This is a genomic window from Xanthomonas sp. DAR 34887 (assembly GCF_041245805.1).
GTDB lineage: Bacteria > Pseudomonadota > Gammaproteobacteria > Xanthomonadales > Xanthomonadaceae > Xanthomonas_A > Xanthomonas_A tesorieronis.
Genome location: NZ_CP162490.1, coordinates 1,140,557 through 1,156,556, shown reverse-complemented (window position 1 = coordinate 1,156,556; position 16,000 = coordinate 1,140,557). Strand labels below are relative to the sequence as shown.

Here is a 16,000-nt window from a genome sequence, read left to right as displayed (position 1 = left end):
GCCGCCCAGCGCGTCATCGCGCTGCATGCCGCTGTCACCGCGCTGCTGTACAGTCGGGTCAGGCTTTGAGGGAGGCGGCCCCATGCATCACGCTCGGCAACATGCCCAGACCCGCACGCACGAACGCCGCCGCCGGCTGGCCCACGAAGCCGCCCGGCTGATGGCCGAAGGCGGCATCCGCGACTTCCACCAGGCCAAGCTGAAGGCCGCCGAGCGGCTCGGCATCCACGACGACGCCTCGCTGCCGCGCAACCGCGAGATCGAGGATGCGCTGCGCGAGTACCAGCGCCTGTTCGCTGGACCCGACCACGCCGGCGGCCTGCGCCTGCGTCGCGAGGCGGCGTTGCGCGCGATGGACTTCCTGCATGGCTTCGCCCCGCGCCTGGTCGGTCCGGTGTACGACGGCACCGCCGATGCCAACAGCCCGGTGCAGTTGCACCTGCACAGCGACGACGCCGATGCGGTGGCGCGCTTCCTCGAAGAGCACCGGATCCCGGCCGAATCGCGCACGCGCCGATTGCGCCTGGACCGCGAACGCAGCGAGGACTTCCCGGTGTGGGTGTTCGCCGCCGAGGAACTGACCTTCGACCTGACCGTGCTGCCCTACGACGCGCTGCGCCAGGCGCCGCTGTCGCAGGTCGACGAGAAACCGATGCGGCGCGCCTCGGAAAGCCAGCTGCGGCAGTTGCTGACCGAGCAGGACATCGCCGACTACCAGCAGCGCCGCTGAGCGCAGCGCGCGCCGCGCTCCGCGCACCGATTCCTTCCGCCAACGGACCTAGCTGCATGCCCGCCATTCCGCCCGACGCCATCGTCGTCTCGCGCAACAGTCTCGATAGCGACGACGCGTACGCGCCGATCCAGTCCAACATCAGCTTCATCAACGCCCAGCTCGACCAGTGGCTGCGTCCGGACGAGATCGCCGCCGATGCGATGTGCAGCTACTACGTCGACTTCTACGTGGCGCAAGTGGAAAACGGCGGCTTCGCCCAATTCGTCTACAACTGCAACGCCGATCCGCTGGTACTGGACCAGGTGGGACGCGGACTGCAGGCGATGCAGGCACCTCGGCATGCGGCGCTGTACGCCGCCAGCCGCGCGCTGCTCGAACGGATGGACGAGGACACGCTGCAGGCATTCATGGATGGCGAATACTTCGGCGACAACCCGGCGCGCGATGCGCTCGACCGGCATGGCGATGCGTTCTTCGCGCTGGCCGAAGAGGAAGACCTGATCGCGCTGAATTCGGCCTGGCTGCGCGCGCATCCGCAACTGGTGGCGCTGTCGATCGAGGAGATGCAGGCCGAGGTCCAGCGCCGCGGCGCCGCCCTGCCCGATCGCCTCGAGCGCATCGCCGCGGCGCTGGAGAACGAGCCGCGTTACATGAAACTGATCCGCCGCCTATGCGCCGACAGCGGACACACGCTGGACCGCGTCACTGCCGGCGACCCGAGCCACCAGCACAATGGCAGCCAGGTGCTGGCCTGGCATTTCCTGACCGACCGCGGCCACTTCTACCTGCTCGACCTGGACGGCACCGCGCGCATGCACCAGGCCGACAGCCATGCGCTGGTGACGCAGATCGAAGTGCCAGCGCAGCTGTAGGGCATCGCGATCCAGGTCTGCCGCTCCGCCCCGCGTGCCGCGGGAGCAACTCCGCGGAAACGGCATCGGGTTGGTCCCGGCCCATCTGAGGTCGCAGCACAGTGCTGCCAGCGAGTCGGCCGCGCGCGCCCTGTAGAAGCGGCTTAAGGACACCTCTAAAAACCCATTCCGGAAACTGCACGCTGCACGTGGCGATGGCGTGTTCCTTTTGTCTGTTGCGGCTGAAGCCGCTCCTACACATGCGCGCCTTGCTCTTGTAGGAGCGGCTTCAGCCGCGACAGGAAGACGAAGCGGCCGTGATGCCAAGGCGTCCATGACAAACGCGGGCGCAACGCCACCAAGTACACCGCCAGTGCGCCTTTGCCACTCCATGGCATCTCGAACGTCCCGATGCCGAAACCTGCAGGCTGGGCGTGTCGGCATCTCGCAAGTGCATCGACATGCTTTGGGGGTTATTAGAGGCGCCCTTAAGTCGCGACCAAGGAAGCGGCAGACCTTGCAGCTGCCAACACTGTCCGGGCCGAACCTTCTCGCACACGAAGCGCTTCAGCGCGGTGAGTGCACGCATGTCTTTGTGCGCGCCAGACGATCCCAGTCCATCAGTCACGACAAGAGGACTGCGGAAGATCATCGCATCGCGGTCCACCCCATAAAAAACGCCCCGCAAAGCGGGGCGTTTTCGCGACAAACCGAAGGCAGCGCGATCAGCGCTGGCCGTCGGCCTTGTAGTCGCGCTTGTCGTAGCCGGTGTAGATCTGGCGCGGGCGGCCGATCTTCATTTCCGGATCGACCTGCTGTTCCAGCCAATGCGACACCCAACCCGCGGTGCGCGCGATGGCGAACATCACGGTGAACATCTCCACCGGAATGTTCAGCGCCTTGTAGATGATGCCCGAGTAGAAGTCGACATTCGGGTACAGCTTGCGCTGCACGAAGTAGTCGTCCTTCAGCGCGGCCTCTTCCAGCTTCAGCGCCACTTCCAGCAGCGGATCGTTGACGCCCAGTTCGCCCAGCACCTTGTGGGTCATCTCGCGGATGATCTTGGCGCGCGGATCGAAGTTCTTGTAGACGCGGTGGCCGAAGCCCATCAGGCGGAAGCTCGAGTTCTTGTCCTTGGCCTTGGCCACGGCGCTCTCGACGTTGTCGGCGGTGCCGATTTCTTCCAGCATCTTCAGCACGGCTTCGTTGGCGCCGCCATGCGCCGGGCCCCACAGCGCGGTGATGCCCGCGGCGACGGACGCGTACGGGTTGGCGCCGGTGGAGCCGACCAGACGCACGGTCGAGGTCGAGGCGTTCTGCTCGTGGTCCGCATGCAGGATGAACAGCAGGTCCAGCGCCTTGGCCACGACCGGATTCATCTCCAGCTGCTCGCTCGGCACTTCGAACATCATGTGCAGGAAGCGCTCGACGTAGCCGAGGTTGTTGCGCGGGTAGCGGATCGGCCAGCCGATCGAATAGCGGTGCGCCGCAGCGGCGATCGTCGGCACCTTGGCGATCAGGCGGATCGCGGCCAGGCGCCGCTGCTCCGGATCGTTGAGGTCCAGCGTGTCGTGGTAGAACGCCGACAGCGAGGCCACGGTGCCGGCCATCATCGCCATCGGGTGCGCGTCGTGGCGGAAGCCGCCGAGGAAGTTCTTCAGCGACTCGTGCATCATCGTGTGATGCGTCACTTCGTGGTCGAACTTCTTGAATTCGTCGGCGGTGGGCAGCTCGCCGTTCATCAGCAGGTAGGCCACTTCGAGGAAGTTGGACTTCTCGGCCAGCTGCTCGATCGGGTAGCCGCGGTACAGCAGCACGCCGTTGTCGCCGTCGATGTAGGTGATCGCCGACTTGCAGCTGGCGGTCGCGGTGAAGCCCGAGTCGTAGGTGAACAGACCGGTTTCTTTGGTCAACTTGGAAATGTCGACGCAATCGTTGCCCAAGGTGGGTTTGAGTACCGGCAGAACGACCGACTTGTCGCCGGCATTCAGCGTGACCTGATCAAGATCGGACACAGTGTGCGCTCCTCAGTGGAAGGCGCCTGCCCGTACTTTGCGAACAGACGCGTGAAGGAAGTCCACGGCAATTACCACGGATCGCGCCATTATCGCACAGCAACATTTGAGTCGTTGCTCGTCCTCGCGCCGCAGGATGGGTGCCACTGGGGACACAGCGTTGCGCCCTCGCCATAGCCAGGACGGGAAGGATGTGTACAAACCGCCAGCGCGACCGCGCGGCGACATTTTCCGGAGACGCAAAAAAGACGGCCGCGCAGGGCGCGGCCGTCCTTTACCACTTCGACCGCTCGATCAGCGCGCGTAGCGCTTCTGGAACTTGTCGATGCGGCCGCTGGTGTCGATGACCTTGTGCTTGCCCGTATAGAACGGATGCGAAGACGAGGAAATTTCGACCTTGACCAGCGGATATTCTTCGCCGTCCTCCCACTTGACCGTCTCTTTCGAGGACATGGTCGAACGGGTCAGGATCTTGAAATCGGAGGTGACGTCGTGAAAAACGACGTTGTGGTACTTGGGATGGATGTCGGCCTTCATGGGCTCGCACCGTAGGGGGCTGCTGGACAAGAGGGAAACTATAGCAACTCACCGGGCCTGCGCGCAAGAACAACTTGCGCCGAATTCACGGCCCGCCGGGGCCTGGGCTCGGGGAGGAGCCCCGACCACGCCCGGGCGTCTCCGGCCCGCTCAACCGGCGCCGACCGCCGCGCGCGCCAGCGCCTGGAACCGGGCCTGGTCGTAGCGGATCAGCATCGCCGCGTTGTCGGCCAGGCCGAGCTGGCGGTTCCAGTCGACCAGGGTGGCGCCGCGGCTGTGGACCCCGGCCAGCTCGACCTGCAGCGGCCGCGACTGCACCTCCAGCGCGCCCTCGGGCTGCAGCGCCCAGGCCATTGCCAGCGCATCGGCGGCGTACCAGTGCTCGCCGCGCGAATCCTCCGACCACAGCCGGGTCTTGCGCGAGATCTCCTCGTAGAAGCGCGCCTTGTCGGCGTCCGCGGCCAGCCATTGCTCGACCTCGCGATGCGGCAGGCCATGCGCGACGGTGGCCTCCCAGTCGGCGACCTCGATGTGCGGGAACCCGGAAAACACGATATGCGCCGCTTCCGGATCGAAGGCGATGTTGAACTCGGCAGCCGGGGTGATGTTGCCGTGGCAGGTGATCGCCCCGCCCATCACCACGAAACGGCGCACCCGCTGCGGCAGGGTCGGATCCAGTTTCAGCGCCAGCGCGAGGTTGGTCAGCGGACCGAGCGCGACCAGCAGCAGCGAGCCGGCGTACTGGTGCGACAGGCGCAGGATCGCCAGCGCCGCGTGTTCGGACTCGGCGGTGCGCGCCGCCGGCGCCAGGCCGACATCGCCGAAACCGTCCAGGCCATGCACATGGGCGGCGTCCACCGCCGGATGCAGCAGCGGATCGGCGCAGCCGGCGAACACCGGCACGTCCTCGCGCCCAGCCACTTCGCACACCTTCAGCGCATTGCGCACGGTGTGCTGCAGGCCGACGTTGCCGGCGGCGATGGTCAGGCCGACCACGTCGTGGCGGTCGTCGGCGAAAGCCATCAGCAGGGCCAGGGCATCGTCCACGCCGGGATCGGTGTCGATCAACAGGGGAATCTTGTCGCTCATGCGTGATTCTTCGTCAGTCCGTTCGGCCGCCGAGTCTGGCATCGCGGGGCGGGCATGGGAAGGAGCGGGGATTGGGGATTCGGGAGTGGGGATTCGCAAAGGCGGCGCTACCGCGCTCCGTCGTAGGAGCGGCTTCAGCCGCGGCCGGCGTTACCGGGAAAGCCCCATCGCGGCTGAAGCCGCCCTACGAACGAAGACGTGGCGATGCCGCTTTTGCGAATCCCCAATCCCGGCTTTAAACAGCCGCAGGCTGGTCATGCCGAATCTCGGCCCCTCATGCCCCCGCGAACCGCGCCGCGCCGCCCACCCAGCGCGCGACGATGCGATCGGCCAGGGCCGGCGAGTCGGCCAGCAGCCGGTCGGCCAGTGCATGCACCCGCGGCAACAGGCCCGCGTCGCGGGCCAGGTCGGCGACGCGGAACGCGGCCAGGCCGGTCTGGCGGGTGCCGAGCAACTCGCCCGGCCCGCGCAGTTCCAGGTCCTTCTCGGCGATGACGAAGCCGTCGTTGGTCTGGCGCATGGTCTGCAGCCGCTCCCGCGCCATCGCCGACAACGGCGCCTGGTACATCAGCACGCAGCTCGACGCGGCCGCGCCGCGCCCGACCCGGCCGCGCAGCTGGTGCAGCTGCGCCAGGCCCAGCCGCTCGGCGTTCTCGATGATCATCAGCGAGGCATTGGGCACGTCGACGCCGACCTCGATGACCGTGGTCGCGACCAGCAGGTCGATCTCGCCCTGCTTGAACGCGCGCATCGCCGCCTGCTTCTCGGCACCCTTCATGCGCCCGTGCACCAGCCCCACCTTCAGCTCCGGCAATTGCGCCGACAAGGCTTCGTAGGTGGCCTGCGCGGCACTGGCATCGATGCGGTTGCCCGCACCTCCGCCCTGCCCCGGCGCCGGCTTGTCGCCCTCCTCGGCTTCGTCGATCAAGGTGCACACCCAGTACGCCTGGCGGCCTTCGGCGCAGGCCACGCGGATGCGCTGCACCAGCTCCGGGCGGCGCTCGGCGCTGAGCACGATGGTCTGCACCGGCGTGCGCCCGGGCGGCAACTCGTCGATCGCCGACACGTCCAGGTCCGCGTACGCGGCCATCGCGAGCGTGCGCGGGATCGGCGTGGCGGTCATCACCAGTTGATGCGGCACGCCGGCACCGGTGGCGCCCTTGTCGCGCAAGGCCAGGCGCTGGTGCACGCCGAAGCGGTGCTGCTCGTCGACGATGGCCAGGGCCAGGTCGTGGAAGGTCACCGCCGCCTGCATCAGCGCATGCGTGCCGACCACCACCTGCGCTTCGCCCGAGGCGATCTGCGCCAGCACCGCGGCGCGCGCCTTGCCGGTGACCTTGCCGGCCAGCCAGGCGACGCGGATGCCGAGCGGCTCCAGCCAGGCGCGCAGGTTGGCCAGGTGCTGTTCGGCGAGCAATTCGGTCGGCGCCGCCAGCGCCGCCTGCTTGCCCTTGTCCACCGCCAGCATCGCCGCCAGCGCCGCGACCACGGTCTTGCCGCTGCCGACGTCGCCCTGCACCAGGCGCAGCATCGGCGAAGGGTTTTCCAGATCGGCGCGGATCTGCGCGAACACCCGCTGCTGCGCGCCGGTGAGCTGGAACGGCAGCGACTGCTGCAGGCGCTTGGCCAGCAGGCCGCGCCCGCGCAGCGACGGCGAACGCTGCCGCTGCAGCGCGATGCGCTGGCGGCGCAGGCTCAGGTGGTGGGCCAGCAATTCTTCCAGCGCCAACCGCTGTTGCGCCGGATGCAGGCCGGCGGCGAGCGCGCCCAGATCGGCCTGCGGCGGCGGCCGGTGCGCGACCAGCAGCGCGCTGCGCAGCGACGGCAGGCCCAGTTCGGCCAGCAACGCGGCCGGCAACAGCTCCAGCGACGCCTCCTCGGGCAACCGGTCCAGCGCCTGCCCGATCAGCTTGCGCAGCGTCGCCGGGCCGATGCCTTCGACCGCCGGATACACCGGGTCCAGGCTGTCGTCCAGGCCCGCGATTTCGTCGCCGCCGAGGATCTGGTAACTCGGGTGCACGATCTCCAGGCCGTGCTGGCCCGGCTTGGGCGTGCCGAACGCGCGCAGCCGCGCGCCCACCGCGAACTGCGCCACCTGCGCGGCGCGGAACTGGAAGAAGCGCAGCACCAACGTGGCGCGCGAATCGTCGGCGACCGCCACGCGCAGCATCGGCCGGTAGCGGAAACCGCGGTCCACCGCCTCCACCCGCACTTCGACCTGTGCCGGGACGCCCGGCTGCAGCGCCGCCACCGGGGTCAGCCGGGTGCGGTCCTCATAGCGCAGCGGCAGGTGCAGCCACAGGTCCTGCAGGGTCAGCAGGCCGCGCGCGGCGAACTTCTCGGCGACCTTCGGGCCGACGCCCGGCAGCGCCGACAACGGCGCCTCGCCTGCCGCCGACAGCGCCGGCGCCGGAACCTGCACACGCGGCACGGGCAAGGGTCAGTCGAGCACCATCACCGCATCGACCTCGAAGCCGACGCCCTTCGGCAGCGCGGACACTTCGACGGTGGAACGCGCGGGGAACGGCGCCTGGAAATAGTCCTGCATCACCGCGTTGACCTGGGCGAACTGCGACAGGTCGGTCAGGTACAGGCCCAGCCGCACGATCCGGTCGAGCGAACCGCCGGCCGCTTCGGCCACCGCCTTGAGGTTGTCGAACGCGCGACGCGCCTGCGCGCCGATATCGCCGGGCACGACGTCGCCGGTGGCCGGATCCAGCGGAATCTGCCCGGAGAAATACACCGTGTTGCCGGCGCGCACCGCCTGCGAATACGGGCCGATCGCGGCCGGCGCCTGCTCGGTGTGGATGATCTGGCGGGACATGGCGGCTCCAACGGAAAAGGGAATGGGTATTTTACTCGGGACTCGGGACTCGGGACTCGGGACTCGGGACTCGGGACGGCAGGATGATGCCTCGCCGCATATCGCTGTCAAACGGCTTGAAAGCGCCGATTCCTTAGAAGGAAGCGGCTTCTTGCAGCTGCCGATCGACCGCTTTTCTGTAGGAGCGGCTTCAGCCGCGACGCTTTACCGGGAAGGCGTCGCGGCTGAAGCCGCTCCTACAGAAAGGCGAAATGCAGCGCACTTGCGACCAGCCCGAGCCCGGCCCCACTACTGCCTGCGCACGCTCTGCACCGCCGTCAGCCGCCGCAGGCGGCGCATCACTTCGGCCAGGTGGTTGCGGTCGCGCACCTGGATGTTGAAGCGCAGCACCGCGGCGTTGAAATCGCGATCCAGGTAGTCCACGCGCTCGATGTTGGACTGGCTCTGCGCGATCGCCGCGGCCAGCTGCGCCAGTACGCCGGTGCGATTCTCCACGTCCACCACCAGCGCGGTGTCGTAGTCGCCGATGACGCTGGTGTCCCAGCCGATCGGCACCCAGCGCTCCGGCGACTTGCGCAGTTCGGCCAGGTTCGGGCAATCCAGCCGGTGCACGACGATGCCCTTGCCGGCGGTGTGGTAGCCCATGATCTCGTCGCCGGGAATCGGCTGGCAGCAGTTGGCGAAGCTGACCACGCCGCGCTCGGTGCCGTTGATCAGGATCTTTTCCTGCGAATGCTTGGACAGGCCGCCGCCGCGCAGTTCCGCATAGGCCATCAGCGCCTGCGCGGCCTGGTTCGGCATCCAGTTGCCCAGCGCGATGTCGGCCAGCAACGCCTCCAGGCGCGGATAGCGGTGCTCGCTGAGGAACGAGTCCAGGCGTCCCTTCGGCAAGCGCTCCAGCGCGCTGTCCATCGCCTCCAGCGCGCGGTCGAGCATGCGGTGGCCGAGCTGCACCGCATCCTCGTGCTCGAGCTGCTTGAGCTGGTGGCGGATCGCGGTACGCGCCTTGCTGCTGACCACGAACTCCAGCCACTGCGGCTTGGGCGTGGCCGACCGCGCGGTGATCACTTCCACGGTCTGTCCGCTGACCAGCTTGGTGCGCAGCGGCACCAGTTTCTTGTCCACCCGCGAGGCCACCGCGCGGTTGCCGACGTCGGTATGCACCGCATAGGCGAAATCCAGCGCGGTGGAGTTGCGCGGCAGCGCCAGGATCTTGCCCTTGGGCGTGAACAGGTAGACCTCGTCCGGGAACAGATCGACCTTGACGTTGTCCAGGAACTCCAGCGACGAACCGGCGGCGCGCTGCGATTCGATCAATTCCACGATCCACGCATGCGCACGGCTCTGCGCGCTGTTGGGCGAATCGCCGCCGAACTTGTAGGTCCAGTGCGCGGCCACGCCGCGCTCGGCGATCAGGTCCATTTCCTCGGTGCGGATCTGCACCTCGATCGGCGAGCCGTAAGGGCCGAACAGCACCGTGTGCAGCGACTGGTAGCCGTTGGCCTTGGGAATGGCGATGAAGTCGCGGAAACGCGCATCCAGCGGCTTGAACGTGGCGTGCACCGCGCCCAGCGCGTGGTAGCAGTCCGGCACCCCGCGCACCACCAGGCGGAAGCCGAACACGTCCATCACCTGGTCGAAGGATTTGTTCTCGTCGCGCATCTTGTTGTAGATGCTCCACGGGGTCTTGATGCGGCTGACCAGGCGGTGCTCCAGCCCTTCCTTTGCCAGCCGCTGCGACAGCTGCACCTCCACCTGCGCCATCGACTCGCGGCGCACCACCGGCTGGCTGCGGATGTGCTTTTCGATGATCGCGTGGCGCCACGGGTGCAGCGCGCGGAAACCGAGGTTCTGCAGCTCGGACTTCATCAGGCTCATGCCCAGGCGCTGGGCGATCGGCGCGTAGATCTCCAGCGTCTCGCGGGCGATGCGGCCGCGCGCCTCGGCGCTCTGCGCGCCGAGCGTGCGCATGTTGTGCAGGCGGTCGGCGAGCTTGATCATGATCACGCGCAGGTCGCGCGACATCGCCAGCAGCATCTTGCGGAAGCTCTCGGCCGCCGCTTCCTGGCGGTCGCGGAACTTCAGCTTGTCCAGCTTGGTGACGCCATCGACCAGTTCGGCCACCGCCTCGCCGAATTCGGCGGCCAGTTCGGCGCGGGTCAGCGGCGTGTCTTCGATGGTGTCGTGCAGGATCGCCGCGATCAGCGCCTCCACGTCCAGGCCGAGTTCGGCCAGCACGCCGGCCACCGCCACCGGATGGGTGATGTAGGGCTCGCCCGACTTGCGGGTCTGTCCGGCATGCGCGGCCGCGCCCACTTCCCACGCGCGCCGCAGCAGCGGGATCTGCTCGGCCGGCAGATAGCTGGCGCTGCGTTCGAGTTGCAGAACGTAGTCGGGGATCGCCTCGTTGGCCGGCGACGGCGCGGCGGCGGCGACCTGGGCAGAAGGGCCTGGGTTCATGCGCGAAGACTATGCCAGCGGCGCAAGGACGGCAAACCCGCAAAACGAAACAGCCCGCGGATGCGGGCTGTTCGGCAGACGCTCCGAGCGCGGCGAGGCGATCAGTCGTCGTTCTTGGACATGTCTTCGTCGGCGACGACCTCGGCCGCGGCCCACTCCAGCGCTTCGCGCTCGGCGCGCTCGCGTTCGGCCTTCTCGACTTCGTCGATCAGCGCGTTGTCGATCTTGCGCGCGGCGATCTCGCGCAGCGCCAGCACCGTCGGCTTGTCGGCCGATTCGGTGTTGTCGAGGGTGGCCTGCACGCCGTTGGCGAGCTGGCGGGCGCGCTTGGACGCCATCATGACCAGTTCGAAACGGTTGTTAACGACTTCCAGGCAATCTTCTACGGTGATGCGGGCCATGCGGGCTCCCGGCGGGCCGGCAACGGCCACGCGCTCGAATGAGGGAAAGGGCGGCGATTGTAGGACCAGGGCCGGCCGAAATCAACCTGCCGCCATTCAGTTTCCTTTGGAATCAGCCAGTTGCCTGATCCTGGTCGAGCAGCGCGGCGATCAGGTCGGCATGGCGCTGCTGTTGCGGCAGGCGCCGCAGGCGGCTGGCGACGAAGATCGCGCACATCTCGTCCACCGCGGTGTCGAAGTCCTCGTTGACGATCACGTAGTCGAAGTCGGCGTAGTGCGACATCTCCTCGCGCGCCGCGGCCAGCCGCTGCGCGATCACCGCCTCGCTGTCCTGGCCGCGCTTGCGCATGCGCTGCTCCAGCGCCGCCCGCGATGGCGGCAGGATGAACACGCTGACCGCGTCGGGCACCTTGGCCCGCACCTGGCGCGCGCCCTGCCAGTCGATTTCCAGCAGCACATCATGACCGGCCGCCAGCTGCGGCTCCACCGATTGCCGCGCGGTGCCCTTCCAGTCGCCGTGAACGCGGGCGTACTCGAAGAAGTCGCCGGCATCGATCATGCCCTGGAACGCGTCGGCGGACACGAAGTGGTAGTGCTCGGCATGGCGCTCGCCCGGCCGCGGCGCACGCGAAGTGAACGAGATCGACAGGGCGATCTGCGGATCGCGCGCCAGGGTGGCGTTGACGATGCTGCTCTTGCCGGCGCCGGAAGGCGCCGCGACGATGTAGAGAGTGCCGCGCATAGGATCAGGGATTCGGGATTGGGGAATCGGGATTCGCGAACAGGGCCGCGGGCCAGCACCCACGGGGACAATATGCTACCCGGTATTGAGCGCGACCCGGCCGACGCCGGGATCCGCTGTGCCAATCCCCAATCCCGAATCCCCTCATCCCGGCTATTCGAGATTCTGCACCTGCTCGCGGATCTGGTCGATCAGCACCTTCAGCTCCACCGCCGCGTTGGAGGTGCGGCTGTCCACCGACTTGGAACCCAGGGTGTTGGCTTCGCGGTTGAATTCCTGCAGCAGGAAATCCAGGCGCCGGCCGGCCGGCTCGGGCTGACGCAGCACCCGGCGGATCTCCTTGATGTGGCTGCCGAGCCGGTCCAGTTCTTCGTCCACATCGAGTTTCTGCAGCCACAGCACCAGTTCCTGCTCGGCGCGGCCGGGATCGACCGGATGCGGCAGGTCGGCCAGGCGCGCGGCCAGCTTGGCGCGCTGCCCTTCGCGGATGGCCGGGATCAGTTGCTTGACCTCGGCGGCGATGCGCTCCACCGCATCGACCCGCTCGACGATCGCCGCGGCCAGCTTGCCGCCCTCGCGCTCGCGCGCGGCGACGAACTCGGCCACCACCTCGTCCAGCAGCTCCAGCGCCTGCGCCTGCAGCGCGGCCGGGTCGACCGCCTGGCCCTGCAGCACGCCGGGCAGCTGCAGCAGGTCGGCGAACTGCACCTGCAGCTGCGGGAAACGCGCGCCCAGCCGCTGCGCAAGCACCGCCAGTTGTTCGACCAGCGGCTCGTTCACCGCCAGCGACTGCGCCGCGTCCGGCGCGCGCAGGCGCAGCATCAGGTCCAGCTTGCCGCGGCTGACGCGGGCGGCCAGGCGTTCGCGCAATTGCGGCTCCAGCGCGCGCAGCTCTTCCGGCAGGCGCACGCCCACTTCCAGGAAACGGTGGTTGACCGAGCGCAGTTCGCAGCCCAGCGTGCCCCAGGGAGTGATGCGCTCGGCGCCGGCGAAGGCGGTCATGCTGCGGATCATGTGCAGTTCCGGTGCGTGCAAAGCGCGAATGGTAACCTAGCGCCTCTCCGCTCCCACGGCCCGGCCCGCTGCCGCGCCCGGCCCTCACGACACCTCCGGATCGCTCCCCATGACCTTTTCCCGTCCCAGTGGCCGCACGGCCGATCAACTGCGCCCGGTGCGCATCGAACGCGCCTTCACCCGCCACGCCGAAGGCTCGGTGCTGGTCAGCTTCGGCGACACCCGTGTGCTGTGCACCGCGAGCGTGGAGAACCGGGTGCCGGGCTTCCTGCGCGGCAAGGGCGAAGGCTGGGTCACTGCGGAATACGGCATGCTGCCGCGCGCCACCCATTCGCGCTCCGACCGCGAGGCCGCGCGCGGCAAACAGGGCGGGCGCACGCTGGAAATCCAGCGCCTGATCGGCCGCGCGCTGCGCGCCTGCGTGGACCGCAATGCGCTGGGCGAGCGCACCATTACCCTGGATTGCGACGTGTTGCAGGCCGACGGCGGCACCCGCACCGCGGCCATCACCGGCGCCTATGTGGCGCTGATGGACGCAGTGAACTGGCTGCAGAAGCGCGGCGACCTGAAGAAGCCGGTGGTGCTCGGCGCGGTCGCTGCAGTCTCGGTCGGCGTCTACCGCGGCACGCCGGTGCTGGATCTGGATTACGCCGAGGACAGCGACTGCGACACCGACATGAACGTGGTGATGAACGACGGCGGCGGCTTCATCGAACTGCAGGGCACCGCCGAAGGCCATGCGTTCCGCCGCGACGAACTGGATGCGCTGCTGGCCCTGGCCGAAACCGGCATCGGCCAACTGCTCGCCGCCCAACGCGAGGCCCTGGCCCGGTGAAGCGACGGATCGCACTGACCACGCTGCTCGTGGCCGACTACGACGCGGCGATCGCCTGGTACACCGGCAAGCTCGGCTTCGCCCTGCTGCAGGATGTGGCGCTCGGCGACGGCAAGCGCTGGGTGGTGGTCGGCCCGGGCGGCAGCGACGATGCCGCGCTGCTGCTGGCCGAGCCGGGCGACGCGGCCCAGCGCGCGCGGATCGGCGACCAGACCGGCGGGCGCGTGGACCACTTCCTGTACACCGACGATTTCGCCCGCGACCACGCCGCGATGCTGGCGCAGGGCGTGGAGTTTCTCGAATCCCCGCGCACGGAAGCCTATGGCACGGTCGCCGTGTTCCGCGACCTGTACGGCACCAAGTGGGACCTGCTGGAACCCAAGCAATGAAGACACTGGTCCTGGCCAGCAGCAATGCCGGCAAGCTCGAAGAACTGCATGCGCTGCTCGACGGCGCCGGCATCGACCTGGTCGCGCAGTCCACGCTCGGCGTGCGCGATGCCGACGAGACCGGCCTGACCTTCGTCGAGAATGCGCTGCTGAAAGCGCGCCACGCCGCCCAGGTCACCGGCCTGCCGGCGCTGGCCGACGACTCTGGCATCTGCGTGGACGCGCTGCGCGGCGCACCCGGGCTGTACTCGGCGCGCTACGCCGGCGAACACGGCAATGCCGCGGCCAACATCGACAAGCTGCTGCACGCGCTGCGCGATGTGCCCGACGCGCAACGCACCGCGCATTTCTATTGCGTGCTGGTACTGCTGCGGCACGCCGAAGACCCGCAACCGCTGCTGGTGGAAGGCAGCTGGCGCGGGCGCATCCTGCATGCGCGCGCCGGCGACGGCGGCCACGGCTACGATCCGGTGTTCTTCGATCCGGACCACGGCCAGAGCGCGGCGCAGATGCCGCTGGCGCTGAAGAACCGGATCAGCCACCGCGGCCAGGCGCTGGCGCTGCTGCGCAAGCAACTGGCGCATTGGAACACCTGAGGGAGACACCGATGTTCGTCACGATCTGGGAATACGAGGTAGCCGAGGGCCAGGCGCCGGCATTCGAGGCGCTGTATGCCGCTGATGGCGGCTGGGCCGCGCTGTTCGCCGAATTCCCGGGCTATCTGAGCACCGAACTGCTGCGCGCGCAGGCGTCCGGCGCCTACCTGAGCATCGACCGCTGGCGCGACGAAGCCGATTACGCGCACTGCCTGGCGTACGGCCGCGAACGCTACGCGCAGCTCGACCGGCTCAGCGCAGCGCTGACCACGGCCGAGCGCTGCGTGGGCTACTGGACCCGCTGACGCGATCATGCTGATCCCGCCCCCGCTGTCGCTGTACGTGCACCTGCCCTGGTGCGTGCGCAAATGCCCGTACTGCGACTTCAACTCGCATGCGGCCAAGGGCGCGCTGCCGTTCGACGACTACGTGGACGCGCTGATCCGCGACCTGGACCAGGACCTGCCGCTGGTCTGGGGCCGCACCGTACAGACCGTGTTCTTCGGCGGCGGCACCCCCAGCCTGTTTCCGGCCGAGGCGATCGACCGTTTCCTGCAGGCGGCCAGCGCGCGCCTGCGCTTCGCGCCGAACCTGGAAATCACCCTGGAGACCAACCCGGGCACCGCCGAGCACGGGCGCTTCGACCGCTACCTGGCGGCCGGGGTCAACCGGCTCAGCTTCGGCATCCAGAGCTTCGACGACGCCGCGCTGCAGCGCCTGGGCCGGATCCACGACAGCGCCGACGCCGAGCGCGCGGTGAAGCTGGCGCAGGACGCCGGCTACACCAACCTCAACCTGGACCTGATGTACGCGCTGCCGCAGCAGACCCTGGCTGGGGCGGAGGCCGACATCGCCCGCGCACTGGCGCTGCAGCCCACCCACATCAGCCACTACCAGCTGACCCTGGAACCGAACACGGTGTTCGCCGCGCGCCCGCCGCAGGGCATTCCCGAGGACGACGACGCCTGGGACATGCAGGAGCGCTGCCAGGCGCTGCTGGCCGCCGCCGGCTACGCCCAGTACGAAGTCAGCGCCTACGCCCGCGACGGCTACCAGTGCGCGCACAACCTCAACTACTGGAAGTTCGGCGATTACCTGGGCATCGGCGCGGGCGCCCATGGCAAGATCAGCTCCGGCGCCGAGCAGAGCATCCTGCGCCGCTGGAAGACCAAGCATCCGCAGGCGTTCCTGGCCGCCGCCGGCACCCCGGCGGCGATCGGCGGCGACGAGTGGATCGGCGCCGAGCGGCGCCCCTTCGACTACATGCTCAATGCGCTGCGCCTGAACCAGGGCTTCGCGTTGCGCGACTTCGCCGTGCGCACCGGCCTGGACCCGGAGGCGATCGCCCCGGCGCTGGCCCAGGCGCAGGCGCAGGGCTGGCTACAGGTGGAATCCGGGCATGCGCTGCCGACCGAACTGGGACGGCGCTTCACCAACGACGTGGTCGCCCTGTTCATGCTCTGAAACGCGGTGCCCGGCGGCCGCCGACATGGTTGCGCCGCCAGAAACGTGCT

Annotated in this window: 16 protein-coding genes; 7 read left to right on the top strand and 9 right to left on the bottom strand. The window is 68.5% G+C overall.

What is annotated here, in order from left to right:
* Positions 1-82: 82 nt before the first annotated feature.
* Both AB3X08_RS04945 and AB3X08_RS04940 read left to right on the top strand, forming a co-directional pair.
* Positions 83-730: a hypothetical protein gene (locus tag AB3X08_RS04945; RefSeq protein WP_369936641.1), complete on the top strand. Its 648-nt coding sequence runs from the start codon at positions 83-85 to the stop codon at positions 728-730.
* Between the two features lie 56 nt (positions 731-786).
* Positions 787-1,605, top strand: coding sequence for a DMP19 family protein (locus tag AB3X08_RS04940; protein ID WP_369936640.1), 819 nt, complete (start codon positions 787-789; stop codon positions 1,603-1,605).
* 704 nt (positions 1,606-2,309) lie between these two features.
* On the opposite strand, the gene AB3X08_RS04935 is transcribed toward AB3X08_RS04940, so the two are convergent.
* From AB3X08_RS04935 to AB3X08_RS04895, 9 genes are all read right to left on the bottom strand, one after another.
* A complete protein-coding gene (locus AB3X08_RS04935) occupies positions 2,310-3,599 on the bottom strand; it encodes a citrate synthase (RefSeq protein ID WP_184411971.1) in 1,290 nt (429 codons plus the stop codon).
* Between the two features lie 294 nt (positions 3,600-3,893).
* Positions 3,894-4,136: a type B 50S ribosomal protein L31 gene (locus AB3X08_RS04930; protein WP_184411972.1), complete on the bottom strand. Its 243-nt coding sequence runs from the start codon at positions 4,134-4,136 to the stop codon at positions 3,894-3,896.
* Between the two features lie 150 nt (positions 4,137-4,286).
* A complete protein-coding gene (locus tag AB3X08_RS04925) occupies positions 4,287-5,225 on the bottom strand; it encodes a nucleoside hydrolase (RefSeq protein WP_369936639.1) in 939 nt (312 codons plus the stop codon).
* A 274-nt stretch (positions 5,226-5,499) separates the two neighbouring features.
* Entirely contained in the window at positions 5,500-7,656 is a 2,157-nt protein-coding gene (gene recG / locus AB3X08_RS04920) for an ATP-dependent DNA helicase RecG (protein ID WP_369938426.1), read from the bottom strand.
* Positions 7,657-7,665: 9 nt separating this feature from the next.
* A complete protein-coding gene (locus tag AB3X08_RS04915; RefSeq protein ID WP_369936638.1) occupies positions 7,666-8,049 on the bottom strand; it encodes a RidA family protein in 384 nt (127 codons plus the stop codon).
* Between the two features lie 288 nt (positions 8,050-8,337).
* The gene (locus tag AB3X08_RS04910; protein ID WP_369936636.1) at positions 8,338-10,509 is read right to left on the bottom strand and encodes a RelA/SpoT family protein; all 2,172 of its coding nucleotides are present in this window, start codon (positions 10,507-10,509) and stop codon (positions 8,338-8,340) included.
* Positions 10,510-10,610: 101 nt separating this feature from the next.
* A complete protein-coding gene (gene rpoZ, locus AB3X08_RS04905) occupies positions 10,611-10,910 on the bottom strand; it encodes a DNA-directed RNA polymerase subunit omega (protein ID WP_010343101.1) in 300 nt (99 codons plus the stop codon).
* A 112-nt stretch (positions 10,911-11,022) separates the two neighbouring features.
* Positions 11,023-11,652, bottom strand: a complete 630-nt coding sequence (gmk, locus tag AB3X08_RS04900; protein WP_046980815.1) for a guanylate kinase — start codon at positions 11,650-11,652, stop codon at positions 11,023-11,025.
* A gap of 153 nt (positions 11,653-11,805) precedes the next feature.
* Positions 11,806-12,666 (bottom strand): YicC/YloC family endoribonuclease, encoded by an 861-nt coding sequence (locus AB3X08_RS04895; RefSeq protein WP_369936634.1) that lies wholly within the window; start codon positions 12,664-12,666, stop codon positions 11,806-11,808.
* A 109-nt stretch (positions 12,667-12,775) separates the two neighbouring features.
* On the opposite strand from AB3X08_RS04895, the gene rph reads away from it, so the two are divergent.
* From rph to hemW, 5 genes are read left to right on the top strand one after another with little or no spacing between them, the layout of a single operon-like run.
* Positions 12,776-13,501 (top strand): ribonuclease PH, encoded by a 726-nt coding sequence (gene rph, locus AB3X08_RS04890; RefSeq protein ID WP_184411979.1) that lies wholly within the window; start codon positions 12,776-12,778, stop codon positions 13,499-13,501.
* Positions 13,498-13,890: a VOC family protein gene (locus tag AB3X08_RS04885; protein WP_369936632.1), complete on the top strand. Its 393-nt coding sequence runs from the start codon at positions 13,498-13,500 to the stop codon at positions 13,888-13,890. The genes rph and AB3X08_RS04885 overlap by 4 nt, the downstream gene beginning before the upstream one ends.
* The gene (gene rdgB, locus AB3X08_RS04880) at positions 13,887-14,486 is read left to right on the top strand and encodes an RdgB/HAM1 family non-canonical purine NTP pyrophosphatase (RefSeq protein WP_369936630.1); all 600 of its coding nucleotides are present in this window, start codon (positions 13,887-13,889) and stop codon (positions 14,484-14,486) included. Before AB3X08_RS04885 ends, rdgB begins: the two co-directional genes overlap by 4 nt.
* A gap of 11 nt (positions 14,487-14,497) precedes the next feature.
* Complete coding sequence (locus AB3X08_RS04875) at positions 14,498-14,791, top strand: antibiotic biosynthesis monooxygenase family protein (protein WP_369936628.1); 294 nt, start codon at positions 14,498-14,500, stop codon at positions 14,789-14,791.
* 7 nt (positions 14,792-14,798) lie between these two features.
* Positions 14,799-15,950, top strand: coding sequence for a radical SAM family heme chaperone HemW (hemW, locus tag AB3X08_RS04870; protein ID WP_369936626.1), 1,152 nt, complete (start codon positions 14,799-14,801; stop codon positions 15,948-15,950).
* The last annotated feature ends 50 nt before the right edge of the window (positions 15,951-16,000 follow it).